We start from the raw sequence: 26,169 nt of genomic DNA, 5'->3' as shown, positions 1-26,169 counted from the left end.
CCCCACAGGCGAAGCCGGAGCCGGGGCCTGGATCGCCCGGGCTTCCCGCGTCCGGGCCCCGCGCGCCCGCTCGCCGTCCGCGTCCGGTGCCCCTCCCCCGCCGTGTTCCTCCGTCTGCGGCACGGGCGCGCCCGGCGCCGAGCCCAGCACGGCCTGCGGTACCACGAGTACGGCCTGGACCCCGCCGTAGATGTTGGTCTGGAGGCGGACCCGGATGCCGTGCCGGCGGGCGAGCTGGGAGACGACGTAGAGGCCGATGCGGCCGTCGGCCAGCAGGCGGCCGACGTTGACCTGGTCGGGGTCGGCGAGCAGGTCGTTCATCCGGCTCTGTTCCTCGACGGGCATGCCGAGCCCGCGGTCCTCCACCTCGACGGCCAGACCGGAGGTGACGAGGTTGGCGCGCAGCAGCACCTGGGTGTGCGGGGCGGAGAACACGGTGGCGTTCTCGACGAGTTCGGCGAGCAGGTGGATGACGTCGGCGACGGCGTGTCCGCGCAGCTCGCCGTCGATCGGCGGCACCAGCTTGACCCGCGAGTACTGCTCGACCTCGGCGATGGCGGAGCGCAGCACCTCGGTCATGCAGACCGGGTTGCTCCACTGCCGCCGGGAGACCGCCCCGCCGAGCACGGCGAGGTTCTCGGCGTGGCGGCGGATGCGGGTGGCGAGGTGGTCGACGTGGAAGAGGCCCTTGAGGAGGTCGGGGTCCTCGATCTCGTTCTCCAGCTCGTCGAGGATCGAGATCTCGCGGTGCACGAGCGACTGAAGACGCCGCGCGAGGTTGACGAAGACCTCGAGCTTCTGTTCGCTGCCGGCCTGGCTGGAGAGCTGGGCCGCCCGGACGACGGCGTCGGCGGCCGCGTCGTGGGCGCGGGACAGGTCGGCGGCGAGCAGTTCGAACTCGTCGGCGTCGGCGGGCGGGCGGCCGCGCGTGGTGCGCCGGGGCGGGACCTCGCCGCGGCGCAGCATGTCGAGCAGGGCGCGCAGGTCGGCCGCGTCACGTGCGCTGTCCTGGCGCAGGGCGTCGAGGCGGTCGGTGACGGAGCGGGCGGCGCGGTCGGCGGCCACCGCGGCGATCAGGATGCCGGCGGTGGTCACACCGACGGCGCCGGCCAGCACGGCCCACAGGGTCGGGCCGGGCCGGGTGCCGGTGGAGCGGACGGCGAACAGCACGGCCGCGCAGGCGCTGAGGGCGACGGCGGTCGGGGGGAGCACGGCGAGCCGGAGGAGCTGGGGCCGTATGTGTGTCTCGGCCGGTGCGGGAGCGGTGCGGGCGACCGGTCGTCCGTGCCGTCCGCCCTCACGGCGGTCTGCGCGTGCGGCCGGTGCGCGGAGGTGAGACATCGGGGTCCTCGTACTGTGTCCGTCGGGCGTGGTGGTGCGGGGGGGTGCGCGGCTCGGGCATGCGCCATCGCGGTGTCGGTCGAGAGAGCCGGAAATTCGGCCGCACGTCGTCCGACGGACACTCACAGTAGTCGGCAACGCATCATGTGCGGTGGGCAGTTGACAAAGTCACCCGGCCAGGGTCCCGCTCTGGTATGAGGTCTCGCACGCAGGACCGATAACACGTCGACACTGTCGGTGCCGGAGTCGAAAGAAGTCGATCAGACCTGGTCACGGCCGGTCTTGAACAGAAGGCGAGGCCCCGGGAGTTCCTCACCCCCGGGACCCCGCCGTCGTACCGGCCCCCGACGGGCCGTCACACCCCCACCCCTCCACGGCGGCTCCGAGCCGTCCGACGGCTCCTCCTCGGCACACCCGAAACATCACTCTGCGTATCAGCGTTGGCTCGGGGTGGCGTGTCTCGGGGCAGGCTCCACGGGAGGGTCACCCCTCGTCGCACGGGTCGAGTTCGCCGCGCGGCCGGCCGCCGTCGGAGCCCTGGGGCGCGTCGACCGTGCGCCCGGACGCGAGGTCGTCGCCCACGGGCGCGCCGGACGGATCCACCACCGGCCCTCCCCCGCCGGCTCCGTCCGGCGCCCCTTCGGAGGTCCCGCCCCGGCGCGGCCCGGACAGCACCTTCACGATCGCCGCCCCGGCGGCGAGGCCGAAACTCCCCGCGTCCACCGCCGAGGCCCCCAGCCAGGTCATCGCGAGACCGGCGCCCGCGCCTCCGAGAGCACCGAGGACCACCACCTGATTTCCATAAGCCGTCCGGGACGGTGACGCTTCCTCGCCCACGAGTGCGGACCGCACCAGGTGCAGCATCATTTCGACCCGGGACCAGAGCCTGGAGGTCCTGCTCACCGATTCCTCCTTGCACGCCGACGGGAGTTCCCTCGCTTCATAGGAGCAGGCCACAGGGTGTCCCACCATCCGTCATGCCAAAGCCAGATGAAACCCGGCTCCTGAACAACTCGCGGTGGGACGGCGTATCACCAAGTTGGGACAATCACTGTCCCGGCTTGGCTTGGGACACCTATCCTGGTGGACGTTTCGGGACGCTGCCGGACAGCGTCCCCGAAGTCGGGGGAGTCAATGGATCAAGAGGCAGAGGGTCGTATCGATCCCTCTCCGGCCAACAGCAAAGAGGATCTCGCGCGTTTTCTGCGCATGCTCCGCGCCAGGGCCGACAGCCCTTCGTACCGGGATCTCGAGAAATCCGCCGCCGCCCTGGGAAGGGGACGGGCACTGCCCCGCACCACGCTCGGTGAGGTCCTGCGCGGACGCAGGTTCCCCAGCAAGGCCTTTCTGCTGACCTTCGTCGAGTTGTGCGGAATCCAGCCGGGCGAGATGCAGGCGTGGGAAAACACCTGGAATCGACTGGCGGTGCAATACAAGGTCACCGAGCCGACGGAGGGCCGTGAGGCGCACCCTCCGCAACTCGTCGTCCACACCAGGAAGCAGATCAGCGAACTGGAAGAACAGGCATCACAACTGCGCACCCGTCTGCGACACCAGAGCCAGGCCCTCGAACAGGCCGCCAGGGCGTGGACGGCCGTGGGCGCGGCGCTGCAACGCCAGGGCCACTGGGCGGAGGCGGAGGCCGTCTACGCCACCGTGGTCGAGTTGCAGCGGGTCTCGCCCGCCTCCGACGCCCAGGCCCTCGTCCGCGCGCAGCGCGGCATCGTGGAGGTGCTGATCGCGCAGGGCCGGTACGGCGACGCGGAGATGGCGGCGGAACTGCTGACCGGCGAGTGCGCGAAGGAGCTGGGCGCCGACCACTTCGAGACGCTCGGCGCCCAGCAGCTGCTCGCCGCTCTGCGCTCCTCGCCGCCCCCGGCGGCGGGCGCCGCGAGGCCGGAGCCGGCGGACGGCTCCGAGGTTGTGGTCCTGGTGGGGTCCGAGGTGGCGGAGCAGCGGCCTGCCCCGCCCGCCTCCCGAGGCCGGGTGGCGGGCGCGCTGCCCGCGATCTGGAACCTGGAGCCGCGCAATCCCGAGTTCACCGGCAGGGAGAACATCCTGCGCGCGCTGCGGCAGCGGTTCGGCCAGGGCGGCCCCTCCATGGTCCAGACGTTACGGGGGCCCGGAGGGGTCGGTAAGACCCAGATCGCCGTGGAGTACGCCCACCGGCACTCGGACGCGTACGACCTCGTCTGGTGGGTCGCGGCCGAGGACCCCTCGCTCGTCGGCGAGCAGATCGCCGCGCTCGCCGTCGAACTGGGGCTCGTCGAGCAGGGCACCGACACGGCGACGGCGGCCGCCGTCGTGAAGTCGCAGCTGCGCGGCCGGGACCGCTGGCTGATCATCTTCGACAACGCCGAGGAGCGAGCGGCCGTCTCCGAGTGGTTGCCCGGCGGACCCGGGCACGTGCTGATCACGTCACGGGCCGGTGGCTGGGAACGCGTCGCCGCCACGGTGCCGGTCGACGTCATGGGGGAGTCCGAGTCCGTCGCCCTGCTCCAGGCCCACTGCCCCGAACTCAGCCGGAGCGAGGCGGAGTCGCTGGCCGAGGAACTGGACTACCTTCCCCTCGCCCTGTGCCAGGCCGGCGGTTTCCTGGCCGAGACGGCCACCGAGGTCGGCGACTACGTCCAGCTGCTGCACACCCACCCCGCCGCCCTGCTGAGCGAGGGCGAGGCGGGGGACTACCCGCGGTCCCTGGCCGCGGTGATCGGGCTCAGTCTCGACCAGCTCACCCGGGCCGACCCCATCGGGCTGACCACCGTGCGGGTGTGCGCCCTGCTCGCCCCCGAGTCCATTCCGGTGCGCTGGCTCATGGCGGTGGACGACATCACCGCGGGCGACGACGAGGCCCTGGCGCCGCTCGCCGAGGTCGCGGGTGACGAGATGCTCCTGCGCCGCGCCATCGGCACAGCCGTCCGGTTCGGCCTGGCCAAGAGCAACCGCGACGGCGTCCGGCTCCACCGGCTCGTCCAGGGGGTGATCCGCGATCTGCTGCCCGCCAGCTCACGGGAGCGCATCCGCCGCCACGCGCGCGCCCTGCTGGTCGCCAACCGCCCGGGCGACCCCGAGGACCCGGCGACCTGGCCGGAATGGGCCCGCATCGTGCCCCACCTGCTCGGCGTGGAGCCGACCACACCGACCGACCCGCACCTGCGCACGCTCTCCTGCGACACGTCGTGGTACCTGATCGAGCGGGGCGACGCGGACGCCGGAGCCCGGCTCGCGCGCTCCCTGCGCGAGGCCTGGCTGCGCGACCTCGGCCCCGACGACGTGCATGTCCTGTGGGTGACCCGGTGCCTCGCCCGCGCCCTGCGCGAACAGGGCCGCTACGAAGAGGCCCGGGTCCTGTACGACGACACGCTGCCGCGGTACCGGCGTGTCCTGGGCCGGAAGCACACCGACACCCTCCGGCTGGCCCACGGCTCGGCGATCAACCTCAGACTCCTCGGACGGTACGAGGAGGCCAGGGCCCTGCAGGCGGCGACGCTCGACGCGTACCGCCAGGTCCTGGGCGAGGACCATCCGCACTCCCTGCACTCCGCCAACCACCTGGCGGTCGACCTCGGCACACTGGGCCACCACGACGAGGCCAGACGGCTCCACGAGGACACGCTGGCCCGCTACCGGCGCGTCCTGGGCGACGACCACCCCGACACCCTGCGGTCGGCGAACCACCTCGCGGCCGACCTCATCGCCCTCGGCGAGTACGCCGAGGCGCGGGCGCTGGACGAGGACACGCTGGAACGCTGCCGGCGCACCTTCGGCGAGGAGCACCCCTACACGCTCCGTGCCGCCGTCTCCTACGCGACCATCCTGCGCAAGCTGGGGCGTCTGCAACCGGCCCTGGCTCTCCAGGAGACGACGCTCGCCCGCTCCCGCCAGATCCTGGGCGCCGACCACCCGCAGAGTCTGCGCGCCGGGCAGGCCCTGTGCGAGATCCTGCTGCACCTGCACCGGCTCGACCGCGCGGCGGAGCTCCAGGAGGAGACCGTACGGCGCTATCGGCGCGTGCTCGGCGACGATCATCCGGAGACGAGAAACGCGGTGGATCTCCTGGAAAAGATCAGCGAACGTCGTACACCCGGGCGGAAAAAATGACCATGCCGCGGCGACGAAAAGCGGCCGGATTCCGCCAATAATGGTCACACCGATAGCCAGACGGCGCGCGGCGCACTTACGATTGTCGGGGCGTCAACTTCCGATCATTTCGCGAGAGTGAATGGGCGAGCACCGGAAACAGCGGTATCCGGTGCCACGGATAGCACACACCGGATTCCGGTTCGGGGGAGTTCCGTGCACTTCCATGCCCGCTAGTAGCGTGCCTCCCGTCATGTCGTCCCGAGTAAGGAATGAGTCATGCCGGATGTCAAGATCGCGTTGGCGACCACCAGGCCGCGTCCGGAGATCAACGTCGATCACGACATGCCGCTGCTTCTGGCGGCCCTGAACGAGGAAGGCGTCAAGGCCGTTTCCGTCAACTGGGACGACCCGGAAGCCGCGTGGGAGGAATTCGACCTCGTGGTGATCAGGTCCACCTGGGACTACACCTGGCGGTCGGTGGAATTCATGGAATGGGTGGAGCGGGTCAGTTCCCTGACCACTCTTCTCAACCCGCCGTCCGTGGTGCGCTGGAGCGCGGACAAGTACTATCTCTCCCGCCTCGCGGAGGCGGACGTCCCGGTGGTGAGGACCCACTACGTCGCGCCGGGCACGGAGCCCGCCCTGCCGGCCTCGCACGAGTTCGTCGTGAAACCCGCGGTCGGAGCGGGCGCGCGCTACGCGGCCCGGTATCAGCCGGCCGACCGCGACACGGCCCTGCAGCAGATCCGCCGCATGCACGGCGAGGGCTTCACCGCGATGGTCCAGCCCTACATGACGGCGATCGACTCGAGCGGCGAACGCGCCCTGGTCTTCTTCGACGGAGCCCTGCTGCACGCCATCCGGAAGAACGCCGTACTGGCACCGAACGTCCCGTTCGACCAGCGCAAGGTCGCCCACCCGGGCCTGGAGCCGTGGAACCCCACGCAGCACGAGGTCGAGGTCGCCCGGAGCGCGCTGTCGGTGGTACCGGACGGACAGCGCCTGTTCTACGCGCGCGTCGACATGGTGGACGACGAGAACGGCCGGCCCACCGTGATGGAGCTGGAACTCGTCGAGCCGAACCTCTTCCTCGCGGTGCAGCCCGATTCCCTGCCCACCGTGACACGCGCCATCGTCGACACCGCCGTACGCGCCAGTGAGCTGAAGGACCGTCAAGTAGCGGAATCGCGCTGAGAGATCGCGCCACAACGGGGAGGGCAGCGGTGGTCACGGCCGACGAGTCGCACGATGAGGCTGCTCTCCCCTATCGCTGTCCGGCGCACCTGGGAGAACCCCCGCAGTTCCCGGTCCTGCGCCAGGGGCCGGGCATCGACCGCCTGCCCACCTCCACCGGGGACAGCGCGTGGCTGGTGACCAGCCACGACGGCGTGAGGACCATGTGCGGTGACCCGCGCGTGGGCAAGTCGCACGCGGATCCCTCGCGGGCGCCCCGCCTGTGGGACGCCGCGCTCATGGAACCGCAGAGCGGTCACGCGGACGAGTTCGCGGTCCACTCCCGCTGGCGGCACACGCTGTCACGGCACTTCAGCAGCCGACGTGTCGCGGAGCTCAGGCAGCACGTGGAGGAGGTGCTGGGGCGGATCGTGGCGGACCGGCTCGCCGAAGGGCCGCCGATGGACGTGCGCACAGGTCTGGCCCAGCCCTTCGCGGCGACGGTCATCTGCGACCTCCTGGGACTTCCGCACGCCCTGCGGCCCGCTCTGGTCGCGTGGTCCGACACGGCCCGCGCACACGGCATGGCCCGGGAGGCGGCCGCCCGTCGCGGCGCCCTCCGGCAGCGGATCGACCGGGCACTCGACGACGTCCGGGCCGAGGCCCGCGACTCCACGGCGGACGACACCCTCCTCCAGGACCTGGCGCTCGCCCGGCCGGAAGCCCACCGGCTCACTCGCGAGGAGTGGGCGGACGCCGTCCTGGACGTGTTCCTCGCCGGCTACGACACCATCTCCACCCGCATCGTCCACGGCACCGCCTACCTCCTCGACCATCCCGAGCAGCTCCGGGCGCTCACGGGCGACCCGGCGCTGATACCGGGGGCGGTGGAGGAGATCTTCCGTCTCGCGGTGCCGGGCGGCAGCTGGATACCCCGCTACGCGCGCACCGACATCCCCCTGCCGCACGCCACGGTCGCGGCGGGCGACCTGATCGTCCTGTCCTTCCAGTCCGCCAACCGGGACGAACGCGTCTTCCCCGACGCCGGGCGCTTCGACATACACCGGCACCCCAATCCGCACATCGCCTTCGGGCACGGCACCTTCTACTGCCTGGGCGCCGCGCTCGCCCGGCTCGAACTGGGCGTCTACCTCGCCGCACTCGCCCGCTTCCCGGGGCTCGGCACGGCGTCTCCGGGGCAGCGGCACGTACTGGCCGAGGCGACCGTGACGGGCGGACTCGAGCACCTCCTGACCACCTGGGACACCGACGGCCCCGTCTGATCGTCCGGCACCGTCGGTGCGTCACCGCTGTCCGGCGCCGTCGCGCGTCACCAGCGTCTCGGAGGACGACCGCGCGCCCGGCCTCGGACCGTCCGGGCACGGACCGTCCGGGCACGGACCGTCCGGGCACGGACCGTCCGGGCACGGGCCGCCCGGGCACGGGCCGCCCGGGCACGGGCCGCCCGGGCACGGCCTCTCCGCTCAGCCCGCCGGCACCGCCTCCGGGGTCTCGCCGCCCTCCGCCGCGCCCTTCGAGCCGTCACCGTCCGTGTCGGCCTCGGGCGTCGCCACCACCTCGACCAGGGGCCGCCAGCCGCCCGCCGGGGCCAGTGCCACGTCCCGCCACCACGGCTCGGCCGGGACGGTCCCGGTGGTCGGCTCGAAGGGCTCGCCGGGCCGGGGCAGCGCGAGGGGCGCACCGGCCGCGCGCGCGGCGGCCAGGGTGCCCTCACCGGGTTCGGCCCACGCGTGCGTGGCGAGGTTGAACGTGGCCCAGTGGATGGGCAGGAGCACACCCCCGGGGCCGCCCTGGAGGTCGAGATGGGCGCGCAGGCCCTCCTCGGGCGTCATGTGGATGTCGGGCCAGAGCTCGGAGTACGCGCCGATCTGGATCATCGTCGCGTCGAACGGGCCGTGCTCGGCGCCGATGTCCCGGAAGCCCTCGAAGTAGCCGGTGTCACCGCTGTGGTAGATGCGGTGCTCGTCACCGGCGACCACCCAGGAGGCCCACAGGGTGTGCTGGGTGTTGCGCAGTCCGCGCCCGCAGAAGTGGCGGGCCGGGGTGGCGGTGAGGGTGAGTCCGCCGACCTTGGTCGCCTCGTGCCAGTCCAGCTCGCGCAGCCGGTCCGCGGACACGCCCCAGTGCTCCAGGTGGGCGCCGACCCCGAGCGGGACGGCGAACAGGGTGTCCGTGCCGGCCAGCGCCTTGATCGTGGGCATGTCCAAGTGGTCGTAGTGGTCGTGCGAGATGACCACGACGTCGACCGGGCCCAGGGCGGCGAGCGGGAGCGGGACGGGGTGCAGCCGCTTGGGGCCCGCGAAGGGGAAGGGGGAGCAGCGCTCGCCCCAGACCGGGTCGAACAGCACGCGCTGCCCGTCGATCTCCGCGAGCACGCTGGAGTGGCCCAGCCACGTCAGACGCAGATCAGTGGCGGGCGGCTTGGCGAGGTCGGCGACGGTGGTGGCGTGCACCGGGACCGTGCCGGCGGGGGCGCGGCGGGGGCGGGAGTCCTTGTCGAAGTACGCCTTGGCGAAGTCGAGGGCGGAGCCCGAGGGGCGGGTGCGCGCCGGGCCGCCGGGGTTCTGGAAGACCCCGTCCTTGAAGTGGGGCGATCTGCGGATGCGCGCCAGGCGCTCACCGCTCGGGTCCGCGCCGAAGGCCTCGGGCTGCAGCGCGCGGAGCCCGGGGCTCAGGGTACGGAAACCGGCCACGGTACCTCCAGGTGGAGTCGCTGAGGATTCCCATTATGGTCGGCCCGGGCGGCGGCGCCGGACCGCCCCCCGCCTCCCGTCCCGGGCCCCCGCCGCCCCGCGCCGACACGGCGGCCCGACCGCGAACTCGTGGGCGGGCCCCGGCTGTTTGTGGACGCGAGGCGCTCCGATCGCTCCCGTCGACGACGTCGGCGCAGGTCGCGGGCCCTGTGTAGGGTGACCGCGTGGCAAGAGTCCGGTTGAGTGTGGCCGAGCGGCGCGAGGAGTTGCTGAAGGCCGCCATCGAGCAGATCGAGGCGCGGGGCGTGGCGGCGGTCAGGATCGCCGACGTGGCCGCGTCGCTCGGCGTGAGCAACGCGCTGGTGCTCTACCACTTCTCGACCAAGGAGAAACTTGTCGCCGACGCGTTCGCGTACGCCGCCGAGGACGACCTGACGCGCCTGCGCGGGCTGCTCGGCCGCCGCACCACCGCCCTGCGCCGGCTGCGGTCGGCCGTGCGCTGGTACGCGCCCACCGGCCAGGCCAAGGGCTGGCGGCTGTGGATAGAGGGCTGGGCGGTGTCCCTGCGCGAGCCCGCCCTGCGCGACGTCGCCCGCCACCTCGACCGGCAGTGGAAGGCCGCGCTCACCGAGGTCATCGCCCAGGGGGTGGCAGCGGGCGAGTTCCGCTGCCCCGACCCTTTCGGCACCGCCCTGCGCCTGACGGCCCTGCTCGACGGTCTCGCCGTGCAACTGACGTCCTACAAGGGTGCGGTGTCCCGGGCCCGGGCCCGGGAGTGGGTGGACGAGGCGCTGGCCCGGGAACTCGGGCTGGAGGCGCGGGCGGTGAGCGTCCAGGGGCGCTGAGGGCCGCGGAGGGGCGCGGGCCGGGGTGCGCCCCTGGTGGACCCCGCCTCAGTCCAGTTCGTACACCGCCGTCACCGTCGCCGTCGCCCGGATCAGACCCGTCGCCACCGGTACGCCGGCGCCGATGGCGACGGCGTCCACGGCCGCCGGGACGGGGCGCGGGTGGCCGGCGGCGTCCTCGCTGAAGGAGACGAGGCGGCCGAGACGGTGGCCGCTGAGGCGGGCGTACTGGACGGCCTTGGCGTGGGCGTCGTCGTGCGCGGCCTGCCGGGCGCGGGCCTGGAGCGGGGCCGGGTCGGAGACGCCGAACGAGACGGAGTTGATCCGGCCCGCCTCACCGGCGGCGTCGGTGATCGCCTGGAGCACGGCCCCGGTCCGCTTCACCTCGCGGACCGTCACCGAGAAGGACTGTCCGGCCTGGTAGCCCGTCGGACGGGAGGTGCCGTCCGTGGTGTCGTGGACCGGGCCGAGGGTCACGTTCTCGGTGCGGATGTCGCGGTCGGCCACCCCTTGGGCGCGGACGGCCGCCAGCAGCGCGTCCGCCGCCCTGGCCTGCGTCTCGACGGCCCGTTGCGGGGTCTCGGCGACGGTCTCGACGCCCGCGGCGACGACGGCGAGGTCGGGGGCGGCGCTCGCGCTGCCGTCGCCGGTCACGGTGACGGTGGCGGGGCTGGGCGCGAGGCGGGCCGGAGCCGCGGGGCGCGCCGCCAGCGCGGTCGCGGTGGGCACGGCGACGGCCGGGAGGCCGAGGGCCAGGAGGGTCACGACGGCGACGGCGGCCGGTGTGCGGGGACGGCACATGCTGGATCGTTCCTTCGGGCGTGGGCGTGGGGGCGACGTACGGTCATCCCAGCACCCGGCCCGGTCGGCGCGGGGGCGCCACTCCCGCAGGCTCACCTCACCGGTCGAGCACTGGCGCCCGCCCACCACACGGACCGAGCACGCCCGCCCGCCTACGGACCGAGTGCGCCCGCCCACCTCACGGGCGGAACGCGGCCGGCCGGCGGCACGGGGCGGCCGGCCGCGCTCCGCCGGGGCTCACGCCACCGAGGCGATCCATGTCCTGATGTCGTCCGGCGACAGCGCTCCCTTGGCGGTCACGTGGTCGCCCGAGGACTCCCCGCGCAGCCGGCGACCGATCCACGGCACCAGGAACTCGCGCGCCCAGTGCACGTCGTCGCGCCGCACCTCGAGGGTGCCGCGCGGCGGGAGCGGCGGCCAGGACTGCTCGGGGTCGGCCGGCACCTCCAGTCCGAGGACCTGTCCGGCGCGCAGCGCGACGCGCGTGTGCCCCTCGGGAGAGAGGTGGAGCCGGTCGTGGTCCCAGGCCCGGCGGTCCTGGATCGACTTCAGGGACCACAGGTCGAGCACCGGGCAGCCGTACCGGTCGGCGACCGCGCGCACATGCCCGTTGTAGGTGGCGATCTTGCCGCGCAGGTGCTTGAGCACCGGGATGCCGCGCGTGTCGAAGCCGGTCGTCACCATGACCGTCCCGGCCACCGCGGTCAGTGCGGCGATCGCCCGCTCGAAGCGCTCGGCGACCTCGTCCGGGTCGGTGCCGGGACGGAGGATGTCGTTGCCGCCCGCACAGAAGGAGACAAGGTCGGGCGCGAGTCCGACGGCCTGGGGAAGCTGGTCCGCCACGACCTGGTCGAGCAGCTTCCCGCGCACCGCCAGATTGGTGTACCGGAAGTCGCCCTCGGGCCGCCGGTCCGCGAGGAGCACCGCGAACCGGTCGGCCCAGCCGACGAACGCCCCGTCGGGGCCGGGGTCGCCGACGCCTTCGGTGAAGCTGTCCCCCACCGCCACGTACGACCCGATCACTGATCTGCTGTCACTCTTCGAATCGTCTGCCACAACAGTGCATGATTCACCTTCGAATGTGACTTACGCGACCGTAGGAAGGGGTTGACGGGCGGTGAGATAAGCCACTCCTAAAGAATTCACCAATGTGGGAATAAGGTCTGCCGTCAGCCGTGTCGACGCAGTGACCACACCCGGAAGTCGCTGATCCGGAAGTGGCTCCACGTGGTGCGGAACGCGAAGTGCCCCGCGGTGTACGGCTCCGGGTCGGTGTAGTCGAAGACGAGCCGCCCGTTGTTCCACCACCGGACGGTGGAACCGTCGGAGACGATGCGGACGTGGTTCGGCTCGTTCGCCACCAGCAGCGGCTCGGTGTAGTCGTAGACCAGCGGCCGGACCCCCGCCTGGCCGACGTAGCGGCGCAGCCGGGTGGTGGTGTTGGTGTTGGCGCCGTAGCCGACGTAGTACGTCTTCAGGTGGTCGTACTCGGCGAGCGCGCCGTTCCTCTCGGTGGCGAAGAGGTCGTCCGGGGAGCGGGCGTCGACGGCGTTCCAGAAGTTGTTGAGATCCGAGACGCGGTCGTTGGCGCCGCCCGCTGAGACCGGCGTGGCGGTGTACTCCAGGACGTACGGCCCTTCGAGCCGCTGCTTGAACCAGATGGTCGCGCCGGCGGGCACGTCGACCTCCAGGGTGCCCCGGGAGGCGGTGACGGTGCCGCCCTTCTCCAGTTCGACGGCCCACTGGCGCAGACCGTGACGGAAGTCGTCGTGGGCGATCAGGCGGCGGTGGCGGGGTGCGGCGCTCGCCTCCGCGGCGGGGGCGAGCGCGGCCAGGGCCGCACCGGCGGCCAGGGCCCCGAAGGCCCTGCGGGAAGTGGTCACGGGAGAGGGCTCCTTCAGGGGGTCGTGACGTGGGGCGCGGGGACGCGGCGGGTCTCGGTGCCGAGGTAGTAGTCGGTGTACGTCGACTGGAGATAGCCGCGCACGGTCCAGCCGAGGCGGTACCCGGGGTTCTGGGCGAGCGTGTAGAGGCGCGTCTTCGTCGGCTCGGTGGTGGTGTACAGGCGCAGGGCGGTGTGGTCGGCGGTCTCGGCGAGGATCTCCTCGCGCCAGTCGCCGAGGATGTCGCCGTAGAACGGGGTGGCGTTGCGGGCGCCGGAGACGACTCCGGACGGCTCGAAGATCTTCGTGCTGGTCTGGGTCGCCGGGTCCCACTTCTCGACGTACGTGTAGTCGAGGTTCTCCGACGCCTTGTCGCCGTCCCACCAGATGCGGAAGTTGACGCTGGGCGTGGTCGTGGAGACCTTGCCGTCCTGGACGTTGTAGACGCCCGCGCCCGGCGCGGTGACGTCGGCGGTGGACGTCCAGTACTCGTAGCCGGGGTGGTCGGGGTCGATGTCGCCGGTGCTGCCGCGGCCGACGTCGATGTCGGTGTCGTTCACCCAGTCGGCCGGGTGCTGCCCGGTGACCAGGCGCTCGCCGGTGTCGGCGTCGTAGTAGTACCAGGGGAAGTTCGGGACGACGCCCAGCTCGGCCTGCTGGATGGCGAAGCCCTCCAGGCCGGGGCGGTCGGGGTCGAGGTCGGCGATGTGGAAGCGGTCGCCGTGCCCGGCGCCGTCGACGACGTAGCGCAGGGTGCCGTCGCTGTTGACGACGTAGTTGCCGTCGGCGATCTCGTCCCGGCCGTCGCTGTCCACGTCGACGGTGCGGATCTGGTGGAAGCTGGTCGCGCCGCTGTCGGAGGGTACGACGTACTTCCAGCGGCGGGTCAGGTCCGTGCCGTCGAAGTCCCAGGTCTGGAAGAGGATCCGGAAGGTGCCGCGCTTGGCGCCTACGCGGGTGACCAGCTTGGTGACCAGGCTCGGGTGGACGCCGTCGAGGTAGGCGATGCCGAAGTGGCCGCCGGAGGGCCCGTCGGCGACGAAGTCGTCGGGGACGGGCTGCCGGGTGCGCTCGGTGCCGGTGGCGCCGTCGATCACGGAGACGAACTGGTTCGCGGGCGAGGCGGCGGTGACCCGCCCGCCGTCCGCGAAGGTGGTGCCGTCGGCCGTGTGCACCAGCACCTCGGCCTTGCCGTCGCTGTCGAGGTCGTACACGGTGACGTTGTCGTCGTTGCGGTAGCCGCCGATCGCGGTGGATCCGCTGATCGCGGCGGGCGCCGGGTCGTTGGCGCCGTTCCCGCCGACCTGGGTGTAGGAGCCGGGGCCGAGGTCGACCCGCCAGAGCCGCTCGCCGGTGAGGGTGTAGGCCTCCAGCAGGTCGGACCTGTCCCGGGTCTGGGAGAGCCGGCTGACGACGAGCTCGTAGCGTCCGTCGCCGTCGAGGTCGCCGGGCCAGGCGTGCTGGACGGTGTAGCCGTCGGCCGCGGCGAGCGGGATCTCGGCGTATCCGTCGGCGAAGTCGAGGGCGGCGGAACTCGGCCGCTGCTCGTGCCCGTTGACGACCGCGCGCACGGTGTAGGTCCCCGTGCCCGGGGAGTCGTCCTGGTAGGTCGTCGACTTCCTGATCGGCTCGCGGTTGAGCCGGCGGCCGTTCTTGTACACGTTGAAGGCGATGGCGTCGCCGTAGCGGGCGTACTCGGTGCCGAGCAGGCGCCAGCTGAGGAAGGTGCCCTCGCCGGACGGTACGGCGACCAGGCCGCGGTCGAGGTTCTCGACGATCCGGCGCGGCTGCTCGGCGGCCTGGCCGGCGGGCGCGGAGAAGAGCCCGGCCAGCAGGGCGGCGGCGGTGACGGCGACGGCGACGGTTCTTCGGCGTCGGGTGGGGTTCACTTGTGGTCCTTCACGATGAGAGTGGTCGCGTGGTCGGCCACCCCGCGACGGCCCGGTTCGCCGTCCACGGTGCCGAACGACGTTCGAGGGATCGGACATGCGGAAGGGTCGCGGAAACCGCTTGCCCCCTGACGGGATCACTGTGTCCCGACTTCGTCCCCGCTGTCGACGGTCCGGCGGGACCTGCCATACGACCGCAACACAGTGATCATGAACGCGCAAAGACACCGAAGGCCGGACCCGGGGGAACGGGTCCGGCCTTCGGTGGCGTGCCGGGCGGGTGGTCGTGCGAGGGGTCAGCCGACGGAGACCCCGTGCGCGCGGAGGTAGGCGACCGGGTCGATGTCCGAGCCGTAGTTCGGCGTGGTGCGGATCTCGAAGTGCAGGTGCGGGCCGGTCACGTTGCCGGTCGCGCCGGACAGGCCGATCTGCTGCCCCGCGGAGACGGTCTGGCCGGCCGAGACGGAGAGCGAGGACAGGTGGGCGTACTGGGCGTAGTAGCCGTCGGCGAGCTTGATGACGACCTGGTTGCCGTAGGCACCGCCCCAGCCGGCGGAGACGACCGTGCCCGCGCCGACGGCCTTCAGGGAGGTGCCGGTCGAGACGACGAAGTCGACGCCGGTGTGGTAGCCGCTGGACCACATGCTGCCGGACATCCGGTACGGGGTGCCGATGGCGGCGCCCGCCGCGGGGAGGACGAAGCCGCTGGAGGCGGTGGTGTTCTCGGCCGACTGCGTGGTCGACTCGGCGGAGGAGCCGGAGGAGCCGGAGGACTTCGCCGACGTCGAGGACTGCGTGGACTTCGACGACTGCGACGTCTTGGAAGACTGCGACGACTTCGACGAGGAGGAGGAACCGGACGACGTGGACGGCGACTTGGTGGTGCCGGTCGTGGCCGCCTTCTCGCCGATCGACAGCTTGAGGCCCGGGTGGATCAGCGACGGGTTCGCGCCGACGGCCTCACGGTTGTCCTCGTACAGCTCCTGCCAGCCGCCGCTGACGCTCTGCTCGTCCGCGATCTTCGCGAGGTAGTCGCCGGCCAGCACCGTGTAGGTCCGGGTCTCGGTGGCGGACTTGGTGGCGGACTTGGCGTCGGCGGTGGCCTGCTGCGCGGCCGGAGCGGCCTGGACGGCCTTCTCCGCGACGGAGGAGACCGACTGGGCCGCCGACGGGGCCGGTGCGGCATGGGCGCCGGCGGCACCCATGAGCGGGAGGGCGAGCGCGGCTCCGCCGGTTCCGGCGACGGCGATGGAACGGGAGAAGCGCGGGGTCTTGGGGCGGCGGTGCTTACCCTTCGCGGGCATGGCGAATTCCTCTCCGGCGCCTGCGAGGTGAGCTGTCGGGTGCGGGCTGGAGATGCCCGGCCGTGCCGAGGCACGGCTTTACCCCTAGCCGTTCCGGAGACCGGAACAGGCGGTACTACCTGTGGGTCCCCCGCTCCTGCCACGTACGGGTGAGTGTGTGCGGGCTCCGAGCGGCGGCAGGATTGGGCGTCCGTCCGGATTGGTGTGGAACGTAAGCGACCAAGACGCACAGGGACAAGCAGAGGTTGCGCTGTTCACGCCTTTCTCTTGATCCTCTGTGAGAATTCCCCGTCACTTTCCGTGCACCACGGCGCCCGGACTTTTCGCAATACCCCTGAGAAACACCTTGATTACGTGAGCATGACGGGCGACGCACCGTCACGGATATGACGCTCCTCACGTGACGCGTATCCAGGGGCCCTTATGTGAGGGCGAGTTGTGATGAAGGAATCCAATCCGGACAGAACTCTCAGATGCGACGCAGTCGGATAACCGCCGCATCGAGGTCGCCCCGCAGCCCGGTACGCAACCCGTGGTGCAGCAGCACCGCCCCGCGGTGCACTTCGCCCGTTTCAAGACATTCGTACGACTCTGCCGGGTTCAGGCCGCGCAGCCGCAGCGCCGGTGCCGGCTCGCCGTAGCGCTGCGCCTGGAGCCAGGCGAGGACGACGCTCTCGTCCCCGCGCACGTACTGCACGGCGCTCAGGCCGCCCTCCGGCGGCCGCAGCCGGTACAGGTCGCCGTGCTGCACGAGGGGCCGGATCTCCTTGTAGAGCTCGACCCAGCCGCGCGCCTCGGCGAGCTCCTCCTCGGTCCACTCGGAGAGGTCTCCGCCGACGCCCAGCACACCGGCCATGGCACTGACGAACCGGAAGCGCAGCGAACTGGTCCGGCCGTTGAGCTGGGTGTTGGGGCTGTCGGTGACCCAGGCTGCCATGATCCGCGCCGGGTGCACCTGACTGAAGCCGTGCTGGATGGCGAGCCGGTCCAGCGGGTCGGTGTTGTCGGACGTCCACACCTGGTCGGTCCGGCCGACGATGCCGAGGTCGATCCGCCCGCCACCGCCGGAGCAGGACTCGAAGGCGACGCCCGGGTGAGCCGCCCGCAACCGGTCGAACAGGGCGTACAGGGCGCGCACATGGTCGACCCAGAGCCGCTGCGGGTAGGGGTCGTCCGGCCAGCCGGCGTCGGTGAAGCAGCGGTTGAAGTCCCACTTGACGTAGTCGATGGGCGCGCTGGACAGGAGGGTGTCGAGCTGCTGCCAGAGGTACTCCTGGACGTCCTCGCGGGCGAGGTTGAGGACGAGCTGATTGCGGAACTCCGTCCGCTTCCGTCCGGGCTGGAACTGGACCCAGTCGGGGTGCGCCCGGTAGAGGTCGCTGTCCGGATTGACCATCTCGGGCTCGACCCAGATACCGAACCGCATCCCGAGCCCGTGGACCTGGTCCGCGAGCGGCTTGAGGCCGTTCGGGAAGCGGTCGGGGTTGGGGCTCCAGTCGCCGAGCCCCGCGTGGTCGCCGGTGCGGGCACCGAACCAGCCGTCGTCGACCACGAACAGCTCGACGCCGATGGCCGCGGCGCGACGCGCGAGGGCCGCCTGCTGCTCCTGCGAGATGTCGAAGAAGGTGGCCTCCCAGGAGTTGAACAGCACGGGCCGGTCCCGCTCGGCGTCCGGGATCACGTACGCGCGCTGGTAGGCGTGCCAGGCGCGGCTCGCGCCGCCGAAGCCTGCGTCGCTCCACAGACCGGCGAAGAGCGGCGTGGTGAAGGACTCCCCCGCCGCCAGCCGCAGCAGGCCCGAGTCGTCGTACCCGGCGCCGCCCGTGATCTGCACCCGCGCGTCGGGCAGTTGGGCCACGGCGATCCGCCAGGAGCCGGACCAGCCGAGGGCGCAGCCGTAGACCTCGCCGCGCTCCTCGGTCGCGTCGGTGTCCAGGGCCACCCAGGGCAGGTGCTGGTGGCCGGTGTGGCCGCGGCGGCTGCCGATGACCTTCTCGCCGTAGGTGAGGGGGGCGCGGGTGAGACGGGACTCGGCGGCCCAGCGGCCGTGCAGCTGGGACAGGCGCCAGCCGTCGCGGTCGGGCAGGGTCCAGGTGGCGGAGTCGGCGCGCAGCAGCTCCAGGGGCTCGTCGCCGTCGTTGCGCAGGGTCGTCCAGCGCTCCACGACGTCGTCGCGCATCCGGTAGTGGAGGGTGACGGCCAGACCGGCGTCCCGGAAGCACAGCCGCAGTTCGTCGCCCTCGGTCTCGTGTCCGGTGAAGGTCCACTCGGTTCCGCGCCGGCCGACGGTGCGCACGGACAGGGCGGGGCGGGCGAAGCGGGCGCCGCCCTCGACCGGATACTCCTCCCGGCCGTCGAGCGGGGACTCGAAGGACCAGTAGTCCGGCAGCGGGCGCACGGCGAGCGCCTCGGCGTCGGCGAGGGCGAGCCGGGGGCCCCAGTGCAGGTGCACGAGCTCGTCGGCCTCGGTGACATGGACGGCGTAGCTGCTGTGCGGCCCGGAAAGGAGCCAGGTACGGCCGTCGGCGGCGGACTCGGGCATCACGATCTCCCACTGATTCGAACAGGTGCGATCAAGCACCAACATCATCAGGGGCCGGTGTCCCGCGGAGCAACGCCTGTGGAAAACCATTCGGGGCCACCGGGGACGCCCGCCTGTGGACAACCCGTTGGCCCCGGGAATCCTTACCGTATGGTCGGGGAAGTGTTCCGTCGGCCACCCGAGCCGCGCCGAGCGGGACCGACGACCGGAGGAGCACCTGTGACGCAGCAGATCCCGTCGACCGAGCCCGAGCTGGCCGGTGTGCGCAACTTCCGGGACGTGGGCGGCCTGCCGACCGTCGACGGACGCCGGGTGCGTCACGGCGTGCTGTTCCGCAGCGGCCACCTCGCGCACGCCACCGACGAGGACACCGTGTTCCTGTCCTCCCTCGGTCTGCACACCGTCTTCGACTTCCGCAACGCGGCCGACCAGAAGCTGGAGGGCCCGGACGTCGAGCTGCCGGGCGTGCGCAATGTGAACCTGCCGCTGTCGGACCCCGCGGACGGCGCCGAGTTCTGGAGGATGGTCCGCGACGGCGACATCGAGCAGCTGCGCGCCATCCTCGCGGACGGCCAGGCCGCGGACCGGATGATCGTCTCCTACCGCACGATCATCAAGGAGCGCACCGCCGAGCACTCCCAGGTGGTGCACGCGCTCGCCGAGGACAGCGTCCCCGCCCTGATGCACTGCGCGGCCGGCAAGGACCGCGCGGGCCTGTCCATCGCGGTGACACTGCTCGCCGTGGGGGTCGAGCGGGAGGCGATCCTCGACGACTACCTGAAGTCGAACGCCACGCACCGCCGCTACAAGGTGCGCCGCAGCGGCACCTCCCCCTCGGCCTACTCCCCCGAGGTCATGGAACTGCTCAGCCCCCTCTTCGACGCCCGCGCGGAGTACCTCACGGCCGCGTTCGAGACCGTGGAGGAGACGTGGGGCGGCGTGGACGCCTATCTGGAGCAGGGCCTCGGGCTGACCCCGGCGACCCGGGAGCGGCTGCGCGAGCGCCTCCTCGACTGAACCCCGCCGCCGGGGGCTCCTACTGGTTGCCCCTACTGGTTGGCCCCCACCTCGAAGAGCAGCCAGATGAACGCCGCGACGACGTGCCCCACCGCGATGTAGATGATCAGCCGGATCCAGAGGCTGCGCGGGAAGCGCTCCTCGATGTCGCTCATGGCGTTCCTCCAGAGGTCGGGCCCAGGCACAGCGCGGCCGTCGGGCTCTGCAACAGGGTGTGGACGAAGAGCAGCTCGACCCCGTCGGGGTCCTCGGCCGCGATGCGGTGCGGGGTCAGCGAGTCGAAGTGCGCGCTGTCGCCCGCGCCGAGCAGGTGCGTGGTGTCGCCGAGGCGCAGCCGCAGCCGCCCGGTGAGGACGTACAGCCACTCCTCGCCGGGGTGGACGCGCACGATGTCGCCCTGCGAGCCGTGGGGCACCCGCACCCGCAGGGCCTGCATCCCGCGCCCGGGCGCCCCGGCCTGCCAGTACGTCCAGCCGCCCGCCGCCGTCGGTTCCATGTCGGCGGCACGCAGCACGGCGTCCCGGTCGGCGACCGTCTCGCCGAGCAGCTCCGAGACGGTCGTACCGTAGACACGGGCGAGCGCCAGCAGCATCGGCAGCGAGGGCTGTCGCCGCCCGGTCTCCAGGCGGGAGAGGTGGGCGGGCGACAGGCCCGCGGCGCGGGCGGCGGTCTCCAGGGTGAGGAAGGCGCGGCGGCGCAGGGCGCGCAGCTGAGGCGCCACGACGGACAGACCGTCGGCGGGCAGGCCGTCGGCGGCGGTCTGTCCGCCGACGGGCGGGCCCCCGGAGGCCGGTCCCTCGGCGGGCGGGCCCTCGGCGGGCGGGCCGTCGGAGGCCGGTCCCTCGGCGGGCGGTCCCTCAGAGGCCGGTCCCTCGGCGGGCGGTCCCTCGGCGGGCGGGCCCCCGGAGGCCGGTCCCTCGGAGGCCGGTCCCTCGGCGGGCTCGGCTCCGGGCTCGGAGGCGGGAGAGCTCATGACTCCATTCAGCCCGGCTTTTGCCTGTACGGCAAATTTGTTGCCTCAGAGGCAAAGCGCCCGCCTCGCGGGGCCAGGAACCACGCTAGCGGTTGGCCACCGCCTGCTTGATCAGCGTCTTGCCGAAGTCCCACACCAGCCCGCCCCCGGCGTGCGCGTCGTCCATCACCTCGGTGAAGGCGTCGACGAACCGGTCCACCTCCTCCTCCCCCACGATCAGGGGCGGAATCAGCTTGATGACCTCGAGCTCGTCGCCGGAGACCTGGGTGAGGATCCGGTGCCGTCGCAGCAGCGGAACGACCACCATCTGCGCGAACAGGCCCTTGCGGGCGGCCTGGAGCATGGTCCAGCGGCCGCGCAGCTTCAGCGACCTGGGCCGGCCGAACTCGATGCCGATCATCAGGCCCCGGCCCCGGACGTCGGCGAGCAGCTCGTACTTGTCGATCAGCGCCGTGAGCCGGGATTTCAGCAGCTCGCCCGTGGCGCGGGCACGTGCCACGATCCGCTCGTCCTCCATCACGGACAGCACCGCGAGGCCCGCCGCCATGGCCTGGGCGTTGGCACCGAAGCTCGCCGAGTGGACCAGCACCCGGTCCATGGACGAGTAGACCTTCTTGAAGATCCAGTCCTTGCCGAGGGTGGCGCCCACCGGCACATAGCCGCCGGAGAGCGCCTTGGCCACGCACACCAGGTCGGGCTCGACACCCTCCTCGTGCTGGTGGGCGTAGAAGTCGCCGGTCCGGCCGAGGCCGGTCTGCACCTCGTCGGCGATGAGCAGCGCCTTGTGCCGGTGCAGCAGTTCCTGGGCGGCGCGCAGATAGCCGGGCGGGGCCTCGTGGACGCCCTTGCCCTGGATCGGCTCGACGATCAGGGCGGCCACGTCGCCCTTCTTCACCTCCCGCGCCAGGGCGTCGAGATCGCCGAGCGGCACGGCGGTGTCGGGCAGCAGCGGCGCGAATCCGTCCCGGAAGCCGGACTCGCCGTTGACGGACAGGGAGCCGGTGGTCAGCCCGTGGAAGGCGTGGTCGCAGTACAGGACGCGCGGCCTGCCCGTGGCGTACCGGGCGAACTTCAGCGCGGTCTCGACGGCCTCCGTCCCGCTGTTGCCGAAGAACACCCGGTCCAGATGCGGGCTGTGCGCGAGGAGTCTCTCGGCGAGCAGTCCGGGCAGGGGCGGGCAGTCGAAGCGGGTGAGGTCGGCGAGCTGCGCGTCCAGGACGTCGTGCAGCGCCTTGCGGACGACGGGGTGGTGGCGGCCCAGGCCCATCACCCCGAACCCGGCGAGCATGTCCAGGTAGTCGTTGCCGTCCGCGTCCCAGAAGTAGGCGCCCTCGGCCCGCTCGTAGACCTTGTCGAAGCCGATGGTGCGCAGCACCCGCGGCAGTTGGTGGTTGAGGTACCGGGAGTGCAGCTCGTAGCGCTCGGCTCCGCGCTCGGCCAGCAGGGCGCCGAGGTCGAACTCCTTGGTCATACGTCGTTCTCCTTGCCAGGGCCGGCGTGCTGCCGGACGGGGTCCTCGGCGCCCTGGGCGGCCAGGCTCGCGCCGATCCGTCCGGCGATCTCGACGGGGGTGAGACCGATGTCGGCGAGCACCTCGGCGCGCTTGGCGTGGGCGAGGAACTGCTCCGGGATGCCGAACCGCCGTACGGGGACGTCGACCTCGGCGTCGCCCAGGGCCAGCGCCACCGCCGAACCGACGCCGGCGGCACGGCTGTTGTCCTCGACGACGGCCACCAGGCGGTGTGCGGCGGCGAGGCCGGGCAGGGCCGGGTCGACGGGTTTGACCCAGCGGGGGTCCACGACCGTGCAGCCGATGCCGCGGGACTCCAGCAGCTCGGCGGCCTTCAGGCACACCGGCGCCATCACGCCGACGGCCACCAGCAGCGCCTCCGCCCGTGCGGCGCGGTGCAGGACGTCCATGCCGCCCACGCGGTCGATCGCCGGGATCTGCGGCCCGGCCGACTCCTTGGGGAATCGGACCAGGGTCGGCGCGTCGTCCACCGCCACGGCCTCCCGCAGCTGCGCGCGCAGTTGGCCGGCGTCGCGCGGGGCGGCGATCCGCAGGCCCGGGACGACCTGGAGGACGGACATGTCCCACATGCCGTTGTGGGACGCGCCGTCGACGCCGGTCACGCCGGCCCGGTCGAGCACGAAGGTCACCCCGCAGCGGTGCAGGGCCACGTCCATCAGCAGCTGGTCGAAGGCGCGGTTGAGGAAGGTGGCGTAGACGGCGACGACGGGGTGCAGGCCGCCGGTCGCCAGGCCGGCCGCGCTGACCGCCGCGTGCTGCTCGGCGATGCCGACGTCCCACACCCGGTCCGGGAACCGCTCGGCGAACCGTCCGAGTCCCACCGGATGCAGCATGGCCGCGGTGATCGCCACGACGTCGTCGCGCTCCTCACCGATGCGGACGATCTCGTCGCCGAACACGGACGTCCAGGACGGGCCGCCGGCGGGTGTGAGCGGGGCGCAGGTCAGCGGGTCCATCGCGCCGACGGTGTGGAAGTGGTCCTCCTCGTGGGCGAGGGCCGGTCCGTAGCCGCGGCCCTTCTCGGTGAGGCAGTGCACCAGCACCGGCCCGTGGAAGCGTCTGGCCCGGCGCAGCGCCGACTCGACGGCCCTGACGTCGTGCCCGTCGATCGGACCGACGTACTTCAGGCCGAGGTCCTCGAACATGCCCTGCGGGGCGAAGGCGTCCTTGAAGCCCTTCTTCGCCCCGTGCAGCGACTCGTAGACGGTGTGCCCGACGACGGGTGTGCGCAGCAGGACGTCCTTGCCCCAGGCCAGGACCTTCTCGTAGCCGTCGGTGGTGCGCAGGGTCGCGAGGTGGTCGGCGAGTCCCCCGATGGTCGGCGCGTAGGAGCGCTCGTTGTCGTTGACGACGACGATCAGCGGCCGGTCCTTGGCGGCGGCGATGTTGTTCAGCGCCTCCCAGGCCATGCCGCCGGTGAGCGCGCCGTCCCCGATCACCGCGACGACATGCCCCTTCTCCCCCCGCACCCGGCGGGCCTTGGCGAGCCCGTCGGCCCAGCCGAGGGCGGTGGAGGCGTGGCTGTTCTCGATGACGTCGTGCTCGGACTCCTCGCGGGAGGGGTAGCCGGACAGGCCGCCCTTGCCCCGCAGCTTGGAGAAATCCTGACGTCCTGTCAGAAGTTTGTGGACATAGCTCTGGTGGCCGGTGTCCCACAGGATGCGGTCGACCGGTGACTCGAAGACCCGGTGGAGCGCGATGGTCAGCTCCACCACGCCCAGGTTGGGCCCGAGGTGACCACCGGTCCTGGCGACCGCGTGCACCAGGAACTCCCTGATCTCGTCGGACAGTTCACCGAGTTCCGCCTCGGACAGCGCCTTCAGGTCGCGTGGTTGCCGAATGCTCTCCAGGATCGTCACGCTCGGGCCCCCTTCGGTCCGTGCTGGTCACCTCACGGTGACGGCCGGCTCCCCCGCCGCCGCGCCGTCCCGTTCCATCTGTTCGGCGATCTTCATGGCCTCCTCGATGAGGGTCTCGACGATCTTGGACTCGGGGACGGTCTTGATGACCTCGCCCTTGACGAAGATCTGGCCCTTGCCGTTGCCGGAGGCGACGCCGAGGTCGGCCTCGCGGGCCTCGCCCGGGCCGTTCACCACACAGCCCATGACGGCCACCCGCAGCGGGACCTCCATGCCGGTCAGGCCCGCGGTGACCTCCTCGGCCAGCTTGTAGACGTCGACCTGGGCGCGGCCGCAGGACGGGCAGGAGACGATCTCCAGCCGCCGCTCCCGCAGCCCCAGGGACTGGAGGATCTGGATACCGACCTTGACCTCCTCCGCGGGCGGCGCGGACAGCGAGACGCGGATGGTGTCGCCGATGCCCTGGGAGAGGAGCGCGCCGAAGGCGACCGCGGACTTGACGGTGCCCTGGAACGCGGGGCCCGCCTCGGTCACGCCGAGGTGGAGGGGGTAGTCGCAGGCGGCGGCGAGCTGCCGGTAGGCCTCGATCATCACGACCGGGTCGTTGTGCTTGACGGAGATCTTGATGTCCCGGAAGTCGTGCTCCTCGAAGAGGGAGGCCTCCCACAGGGCGGACTCGACGAGTGCCTCGGGGGTCGCCTTGCCGTACTTCTGGAGCAGACGGCGGTCGAGCGAACCGGCGTTGACACCGATCCGGATCGGGGTGCCGTGCTCCTTCGCCGCCTTCGCGATCTCCTTGACCTTGTCGTCGAACTGCTTGATGTTGCCGGGGTTGACCCGCACGGCCGCGCAGCCGGCCTCGATCGCGGCGAAGACGTACTTCGGCTGGAAGTGGATGTCGGCGATGACCGGGATCTGCGACTTGCGGGCGATCGTCGCGAGGGCGTCGGCGTCGTCCTGCGTGGGGCACGCGACCCGCACGATCTGGCAGCCGGACGCGGTCAGCTCGGCGATCTGCTGGAGCGTGGCACCGATGTCGGACGTACGGGTCGTCGTCATCGACTGCACGGACACCGGGGCGTCCCCGCCGACCGCCACGGAGCCGACCTGGATCCGACGCGACACGCGCCGCTCGGCGACCGGCCGGACCGGCACCTCGGGGACGCCCAGGGAGACGGCGGTCACGGGGTCACTCCCGGTTCCCGGAGACCGTCTCGCGCATCGCGCGCAGCGACTCCTTGAGCGAGCCCATGGTGGCGAGGACGGCGGTGGGCTCGTAGCCGCAGTGCGCCATGCAGTTGGCGCACCGCGGGTCCTTGCCGCGGCCGTACCGGTCCCAGTCGGTCTTCTCGATGAGTTCGCGGTACGTCGGCACGTACCCGTCGCTCATCAGGTAGCAGGGGCGCTGCCAGCCGAAGAGGGAGTAGTTGGGGATGGCCCAGGCGGTGCAGGGGAAGTCGACCTTGCCCTCCAGGAAGTCGAGGAAGAGCGGCGAGTGGTTGAGCCGCCAGCGGCGGCGGTTGCCGCCCGCGAAGGCCTTCTTGAACAGCTCGCGGGTCTGCTCCACGCCCAGGAAGTGCTCCTGGTCGGGCGCCTTCTCGTAGGCGTAGGCGGGCGAGATCATCATCTCGTCGACCTTGAGGTCGTCGTTGAGGAAGTTGAGCACCTCGACGATGGTCTGCGGGGTGTCGGTGTTGAAGAAGGTCGAGTTGGTGGTGACCCGGAAGCCGCGGCGCTTGGCCTCCTTGATCGCCTCGACGGCCTCGTCGAACACGCCCTCCTTCGCCACCGACTCGTCGTGCCGTTCCCGCAGCCCGTCGATGTGCACGGCGAAGGCGAAGTAGGGGGAGGGCGTGAACCGGTCCATCTTCCTGCGCAGCAGCATCGCGTTGGTGCAGAGGAAGACGTACTTCCTCTTCGCGACCAACTGCCGCACGATCTCGTCGATCTGCGGGTGCATCAGCGGTTCGCCGCCGGCGATCGAGACCATGGGGGCGCCGGATTCGAGCACCGCCCCCACGGCCTGGGCGACGGGCATGCGCTGCTTGAGCACTCCCGCCGGGTGCTGGATCTTGCCGCAGCCCTCGCACTTGAGGTTGCAGGCGAAGAGCGGTTCCAGTTCTACGATGAGCGGGAACTTGTCCCGCTTGCGGAGCTTCTGTTCAGCCAAGTACGTAGCGACCTTGATGGACTGGCGCAGCGGCATGGCCATCT

General features: G+C 71.9%; 20 protein-coding genes and 1 riboswitch. Of the genes, 5 read left to right on the top strand and 15 right to left on the bottom strand.

Annotated elements, in window-relative coordinates; genetic code table 11:
* Positions 1-1,341 (bottom strand): sensor histidine kinase (locus ACFV9M_RS20840; RefSeq protein WP_385102502.1); only part of this gene is annotated, 1,341 nt, incomplete at its 3' end.
* A 483-nt stretch (positions 1,342-1,824) separates the two neighbouring features.
* A complete protein-coding gene (locus ACFV9M_RS20835) occupies positions 1,825-2,244 on the bottom strand; it encodes a hypothetical protein (protein WP_385068797.1) in 420 nt (139 codons plus the stop codon).
* A gap of 306 nt (positions 2,245-2,550) precedes the next feature.
* Between ACFV9M_RS20835 and fxsT the strand changes: the two genes are divergently transcribed.
* The 3 genes from fxsT to ACFV9M_RS20820 all read left to right on the top strand — a co-directional run bounded on the left by fxsT (position 2,551) and on the right by ACFV9M_RS20820 (position 7,880).
* On the top strand, positions 2,551-5,442 hold the full coding sequence (fxsT, locus tag ACFV9M_RS20830) for an FxSxx-COOH system tetratricopeptide repeat protein (protein WP_385068795.1): 2,892 nt from the start codon (positions 2,551-2,553) through the stop codon (positions 5,440-5,442).
* Between the two features lie 258 nt (positions 5,443-5,700).
* Positions 5,701-6,618, top strand: coding sequence for a RimK family alpha-L-glutamate ligase (locus ACFV9M_RS20825; protein ID WP_385068793.1), 918 nt, complete (start codon positions 5,701-5,703; stop codon positions 6,616-6,618).
* A 29-nt stretch (positions 6,619-6,647) separates the two neighbouring features.
* Positions 6,648-7,880, top strand: a complete 1,233-nt coding sequence (locus ACFV9M_RS20820; protein ID WP_385068791.1) for a cytochrome P450 — start codon at positions 6,648-6,650, stop codon at positions 7,878-7,880.
* A gap of 201 nt (positions 7,881-8,081) precedes the next feature.
* On the opposite strand, the gene ACFV9M_RS20815 is transcribed toward ACFV9M_RS20820, so the two are convergent.
* Entirely contained in the window at positions 8,082-9,311 is a 1,230-nt protein-coding gene (locus ACFV9M_RS20815; RefSeq protein ID WP_385068789.1) for an MBL fold metallo-hydrolase, read from the bottom strand.
* Positions 9,312-9,535: 224 nt separating this feature from the next.
* Between ACFV9M_RS20815 and ACFV9M_RS20810 the strand changes: the two genes are divergently transcribed.
* Positions 9,536-10,156 (top strand): TetR/AcrR family transcriptional regulator, encoded by a 621-nt coding sequence (locus ACFV9M_RS20810; protein WP_385068787.1) that lies wholly within the window; start codon positions 9,536-9,538, stop codon positions 10,154-10,156.
* A 48-nt stretch (positions 10,157-10,204) separates the two neighbouring features.
* On the opposite strand, the gene ACFV9M_RS20805 is transcribed toward ACFV9M_RS20810, so the two are convergent.
* The 6 genes from ACFV9M_RS20805 to ACFV9M_RS20780 all read right to left on the bottom strand — a co-directional run bounded on the left by ACFV9M_RS20805 (position 10,205) and on the right by ACFV9M_RS20780 (position 18,575).
* Positions 10,205-10,957 (bottom strand): SIMPL domain-containing protein, encoded by a 753-nt coding sequence (locus tag ACFV9M_RS20805; protein WP_385068786.1) that lies wholly within the window; start codon positions 10,955-10,957, stop codon positions 10,205-10,207.
* 237 nt (positions 10,958-11,194) lie between these two features.
* On the bottom strand, positions 11,195-11,980 hold the full coding sequence (locus ACFV9M_RS20800) for an SGNH/GDSL hydrolase family protein (RefSeq protein ID WP_385068857.1): 786 nt from the start codon (positions 11,978-11,980) through the stop codon (positions 11,195-11,197).
* Positions 11,981-12,126: 146 nt separating this feature from the next.
* Positions 12,127-12,840 (bottom strand): DUF6250 domain-containing protein, encoded by a 714-nt coding sequence (locus ACFV9M_RS20795; RefSeq protein WP_385068784.1) that lies wholly within the window; start codon positions 12,838-12,840, stop codon positions 12,127-12,129.
* A gap of 14 nt (positions 12,841-12,854) precedes the next feature.
* Positions 12,855-14,729, bottom strand: a complete 1,875-nt coding sequence (locus ACFV9M_RS20790) for a hypothetical protein (RefSeq protein ID WP_385068782.1) — start codon at positions 14,727-14,729, stop codon at positions 12,855-12,857.
* Positions 14,730-15,025: 296 nt separating this feature from the next.
* The gene (locus ACFV9M_RS20785; RefSeq protein WP_385068781.1) at positions 15,026-16,033 is read right to left on the bottom strand and encodes a peptidoglycan DD-metalloendopeptidase family protein; all 1,008 of its coding nucleotides are present in this window, start codon (positions 16,031-16,033) and stop codon (positions 15,026-15,028) included.
* Between the two features lie 4 nt (positions 16,034-16,037).
* Positions 16,038-16,195, bottom strand: a riboswitch (cyclic di-AMP (ydaO/yuaA leader).
* Between the two features lie 307 nt (positions 16,196-16,502).
* Positions 16,503-18,575 carry an alpha-galactosidase gene (locus ACFV9M_RS20780; RefSeq protein ID WP_385068779.1) on the bottom strand — a complete coding sequence of 691 codons (2,073 nt, stop codon included), beginning with the start codon at positions 18,573-18,575 and terminating at the stop codon, positions 16,503-16,505.
* Positions 18,576-18,794: 219 nt separating this feature from the next.
* Between ACFV9M_RS20780 and ACFV9M_RS20775 the strand changes: the two genes are divergently transcribed.
* Positions 18,795-19,592 (top strand): tyrosine-protein phosphatase, encoded by a 798-nt coding sequence (locus ACFV9M_RS20775; RefSeq protein ID WP_385068777.1) that lies wholly within the window; start codon positions 18,795-18,797, stop codon positions 19,590-19,592.
* A 32-nt stretch (positions 19,593-19,624) separates the two neighbouring features.
* Here the strand turns inward: ACFV9M_RS20775 and ACFV9M_RS20770 are convergent, their stop codons facing one another.
* The 6 genes from ACFV9M_RS20770 to hpnH form a co-directional block, all read right to left on the bottom strand.
* On the bottom strand, positions 19,625-19,747 hold the full coding sequence (locus tag ACFV9M_RS20770; RefSeq protein ID WP_385068775.1) for a DUF6126 family protein: 123 nt from the start codon (positions 19,745-19,747) through the stop codon (positions 19,625-19,627).
* A complete protein-coding gene (locus tag ACFV9M_RS20765; RefSeq protein ID WP_385068855.1) occupies positions 19,744-20,337 on the bottom strand; it encodes a helix-turn-helix domain-containing protein in 594 nt (197 codons plus the stop codon). The genes ACFV9M_RS20770 and ACFV9M_RS20765 overlap by 4 nt, the downstream gene beginning before the upstream one ends.
* A gap of 313 nt (positions 20,338-20,650) precedes the next feature.
* Positions 20,651-22,036 carry an aspartate aminotransferase family protein gene (locus ACFV9M_RS20760; RefSeq protein WP_385068773.1) on the bottom strand — a complete coding sequence of 462 codons (1,386 nt, stop codon included), beginning with the start codon at positions 22,034-22,036 and terminating at the stop codon, positions 20,651-20,653.
* Complete coding sequence (dxs, locus tag ACFV9M_RS20755; RefSeq protein ID WP_385068772.1) at positions 22,033-23,955, bottom strand: 1-deoxy-D-xylulose-5-phosphate synthase; 1,923 nt, start codon at positions 23,953-23,955, stop codon at positions 22,033-22,035. Before dxs ends, ACFV9M_RS20760 begins: the two co-directional genes overlap by 4 nt.
* 27 nt (positions 23,956-23,982) lie before the next feature.
* Positions 23,983-25,140 (bottom strand): flavodoxin-dependent (E)-4-hydroxy-3-methylbut-2-enyl-diphosphate synthase, encoded by a 1,158-nt coding sequence (gene ispG / locus ACFV9M_RS20750; RefSeq protein ID WP_385068770.1) that lies wholly within the window; start codon positions 25,138-25,140, stop codon positions 23,983-23,985.
* Positions 25,141-25,144: 4 nt separating this feature from the next.
* Positions 25,145-26,167, bottom strand: a complete 1,023-nt coding sequence (hpnH, locus tag ACFV9M_RS20745) for an adenosyl-hopene transferase HpnH (RefSeq protein ID WP_385068769.1) — start codon at positions 26,165-26,167, stop codon at positions 25,145-25,147.
* Between the last annotated feature and the right edge of the window lie 2 nt (positions 26,168-26,169).

It is taken from the genome of Streptomyces sp. NPDC059895, from assembly GCF_042731035.1.
Classification (GTDB): Bacteria; Actinomycetota; Actinomycetes; order Streptomycetales; family Streptomycetaceae; genus Streptomyces.
This window is presented reverse-complemented; position numbering and strand designations above follow the sequence as displayed.